Origin of the sequence: Rhodoferax sp., from assembly GCF_028714215.1 — a bacterium.
Lineage (GTDB): Bacteria > Pseudomonadota > Gammaproteobacteria > Burkholderiales > Burkholderiaceae_C > Rhodoferax.
Genome location: NZ_JAQTMS010000104.1, coordinates 1 through 3,327 on the forward strand (window position 1 = coordinate 1; position 3,327 = coordinate 3,327).

The 3,327-nt window shown below is 58.5% G+C and carries 4 protein-coding genes; 1 reads left to right on the forward strand and 3 read right to left on the reverse strand.

Going from position 1 to position 3,327, the window contains the following annotated elements; genetic code table 11:
• A partial coding sequence (locus tag PHS32_RS23990) for a diguanylate cyclase (protein WP_301082111.1) occupies positions 1 to 269 on the reverse strand: 269 nt, incomplete at its 3' end.
• 236 nt (positions 270 to 505) lie between these two features.
• On the opposite strand from PHS32_RS23990, the gene PHS32_RS23995 reads away from it, so the two are divergent.
• Positions 506 to 967 carry a thermonuclease family protein gene (locus tag PHS32_RS23995; RefSeq protein ID WP_301082114.1) on the forward strand — a complete coding sequence of 154 codons (462 nt, stop codon included), beginning with the start codon at positions 506 to 508 and terminating at the stop codon, positions 965 to 967.
• Positions 968 to 977: 10 nt separating this feature from the next.
• Here the strand turns inward: PHS32_RS23995 and moeB are convergent, their stop codons facing one another.
• Together moeB and PHS32_RS24005 are read right to left on the reverse strand one after the other, a co-directional pair.
• Complete coding sequence (moeB, locus tag PHS32_RS24000) at positions 978 to 1,730, reverse strand: molybdopterin-synthase adenylyltransferase MoeB (RefSeq protein ID WP_301082116.1); 753 nt, start codon at positions 1,728 to 1,730, stop codon at positions 978 to 980.
• 10 nt (positions 1,731 to 1,740) lie between these two features.
• Positions 1,741 to 3,213, reverse strand: coding sequence for a S41 family peptidase (locus tag PHS32_RS24005; protein WP_301082119.1), 1,473 nt, complete (start codon positions 3,211 to 3,213; stop codon positions 1,741 to 1,743).
• Positions 3,214 to 3,327 lie beyond the last annotated feature (114 nt).

The window sequence follows — 3,327 nt, forward strand, 5'->3', positions numbered from 1 at the left end:
TTCTTGAAATGATCAATGTCCATCATCAACAGCAACGCAGACTCACCTGAGCGGGCCACAGCATCAATTTCGCTCCCCAGTACATGGCGGAAATGACGTCGGTTGGCCAAACCCGTCAGCGGGTCTTTGAGGGAGAGTTCGCACAGCTGGTCGATGACTCTCTGCAGGTACTGGGTGCGGGATTCATCCGGTTCGGGCAAACTGCCAGACGCATCATGCTCCAGCAACGCACGTGCATCATCCAGACGCAAATCATGCAGGTCGATCATGGCGGATACAGTTTCAGAAGTCACGGAATATTGGTGTGATGGCGAACCAGTCTAACAGGAACATTCTTGAATCTTGACCAAAAGTTCACCGGTTTTCTACCCATTAGCTGGGCTTTGGTGGTTCCAGGACCGGCGCAGCCCTTGAACTTATTGCACTGACAATCAACGAGATGAATCAAACAATCTTGGGCCATGAGCCGCGAAAAACCGTACGCTTCTTGTTGTTGGTTCTCTTCATGGTCGCAACCCATGTGCAGGCGAAAACAATCTTTACTGGCAACGTCTCATTTGTCTCTGACGGTGACACGCTCTGGGTCCGTCCGGACGCAGGGGGGCCACCCCGCAAGCTGCGCATTGACGGCATTGATGCACCTGAGATCTGCCAGACCGGTGGCGAGGCCGCGCGTGAGGTGCTCAGGCAGTTGGCGCTGCACCAACATGTCGAGGTCACGATTCGGCGCCATGACGATTACGGACGAGGACTGGCGCGCATTCGACTCGATGGCCATGATCTGGGCGCGCAGATGGTGCAGGCGGGCCAAGCCTGGTCCTACCGCTGGCGTCGCGCCCTGGGGCCGTACGCGGCCGAAGAAACCCTTGCAAGGCAGACACGATTGGGCTTGTTTGCGCAGGACCAAGCCGAATTGCCACGTGATTTCCGCCAACGGCACGGTTCGTGTCATGACGCGCCGCGATAACTCCGGGGTATCAGTGCGCCGCGCCGCAGATGGGGCAGTCGGTCTGGCGTGCGACACGCACTTCAGTGAACTCCATCGCGCGGCCATCGAGCATCAGCAGGCGCCCGGTGAGGGGGGTGCCGACAGCGCTGAGCAGCTTGAGCGCTTCAGCCGCTTGCAGGGAGCCGATGATGCCCACCAGCGGTGCAAAAACGCCCATCGTGGCGCAGCGTGTTTCTTCAAAGGTGTTATCCGGGGGGAAGACACAGGCGTAACAGGGCGAGTTGGCGTCGCGCGGGTCATAGACACAAATCTGACCATCAAAGCGGATGGCCGCGCCCGATACCAGCGGCTTGCGGTGTTTCACACAAGCCGCATTGATGGCGTGGCGCGTGGCAAAGTTGTCGGAGCAGTCCAGCACCACGTCGGCCTGCGCCACCAGGGTGTCCAGCAGCGCCGCATCGGCGCGTAGCATGATCGGCGTGACTTGCACGTCGGGGTTGATGGCGGCAATGGCAGTTTGAATTGACAGCACCTTGGGCTGGCCGACACGCTCCATGGTATGCGCGATCTGCCGCTGCAGATTGGTCATGTCCACGTGGTCGTGGTCAGCCACCGTGATGTGCCCGACGCCAGCCGACCCCAGGTAAAGGGCAACCGGTGAGCCCAAACCACCCGCACCCACGATCAAGGCATGACTGGCCAAAATCTGCGCCTGGCCTTCAATCCCGATCTCGTTCAGCAGGATGTGGCGCGAGTAGCGCAGCAGTTGCTCGTCCGTCATGCGCGGGCTTTCACTCTTCCTTCTTTTCTTCGGGACGCTCGACCAGGGTCTTGCTGGCCAGGACAGTCTGACCTTTGAGTTGGTTGATGGCCTGGATCAGCTGAAAATCCTTGTCGGAGCCGTACTCCGGCAGCTTGCGCTCGGCCAGGGGCTTTTTAAGTTCGTCCTCCAGCTTTTTAAGCGCATCTTCCCGAACCTTATCGCTGACGCTACCTTTCTTTTCGTCACCCTGGCCGTTGCTCAGGTGTTTCTCCAGATCCGCCTCGCGCGTGCGCAGCGCGGCAAACAGATTGCCCTCGGCGGTTTCGTCCACCATGACGTCGGGCACGATGCCCTTGGCCTGAATCGAATTGCCGCTGGGCGTGTAGTAACGGCTGGTGGTGAGCTTCAGGGCAGCCGTCGGGCAGTTGTCCATGCGAAATCCAGAGTCCAGGCAGACTGCGGTTTGCACCGAACCCTTGCCAAAAGTCTGATTGCCCATCAGCTTGGCGCGCTTGTGATCTTGCAGCGCCCCGGCGACGATTTCGCTGGCTGAGGCGGAGCCTTCATTGACCAATACCACCAGGGGCACGCTTTTGAGTGCGCCCTTGGTCACGTCAGCCAGGTGCTTGAGCGGATCTGCGCCGCTACGGCGCTGGTAATACTCGGGCGCCGCTTTGTAGGTGAATTTGCTCTCTGCCAACTGGCCGTTGGCCGATACCACCGTCACGTTGGCCGGTAAAAAAGCCGCCGAAATGGCCACGGCAGCGTCCAGATAGCCGCCTGGATCATTGCGCAAGTCAAGCACCAAGCCCTTGAGATGAGGCTCCTGCTTGTAAATTTCTTCCATCTTGCGCGCGAAGTCTTCCACCGTGCGTTCCTGGAACTGGCTCAGGCGAATCCAGGCGTAACCCGGTTCGATCACCTTGCTGCGTACCGACTGGGTGCGGATTTCTTCGCGCACGATCGGGACTGGGAAGGTCCTATTTTCGGATTTGCGAAAAATGGTCAGCAGCACTTTGGTATTGGGTTCCCCGCGCATGCGCTTGACGCCTTCGCTCAGCGTCAAACCCTTGACCAGGGTGTCATTGATCTTGATGATCAGGTCATTGGGTTTGATGCCGGCCCGAAACGCGGGCGAGCCTTCAATCGGGGACACCACCTTGATCAAGCCATCTTCTTGCGAGATTTCGATGCCGACGCCGACAAATTTGCCGGTTGTGCCCTCGTTGAAATCCTTCAGCGCCTTTTTGTCGAGGTAGACCGAATGCGGGTCCAGCCCCGCCACCATACCGGCGATGGCATCGGTAATCAGCTTTTTGTCGTCCACCGGTTCCACGTAGTTGCTCTTGACGATGCCAAAAACGGCCGCCAACTGCTGCAATTCCTCTAGCGGCAAAGGTGTCAGCGTGCCGCGCGCCACGGTCTGCAGCGACACCGTGGTCAAGGCGCCCGCCATGACACCAATTGAAATCCAACCGGTAATTTTCAGTTTATGACCCATATATTCCTCTAATCAGTTGGGGACAGAGCTTGTTCGCTGCGCGTCACTGCGGTCTGTCCCGCAAAGTCTCATGTTGCTCAAGCGAAGAGCTTACTTCGCTTTGCAGAGTGATGG

Excerpts from the sequence above, each read along its gene's own strand:
- PHS32_RS24005 (WP_301082119.1), bottom strand. The coding sequence starts at position 3,213 with ATGGGTCATAAACTGAAAATTACCGGTTGGATTTCAATTGGTGTCATG.
- PHS32_RS23995 (WP_301082114.1), top strand. The coding sequence starts at position 506 with ATGGTCGCAACCCATGTGCAGGCGAAAACAATCTTTACTGGCAACGTC.
- moeB (WP_301082116.1), bottom strand. The coding sequence starts at position 1,730 with ATGACGGACGAGCAACTGCTGCGCTACTCGCGCCACATCCTGCTGAAC.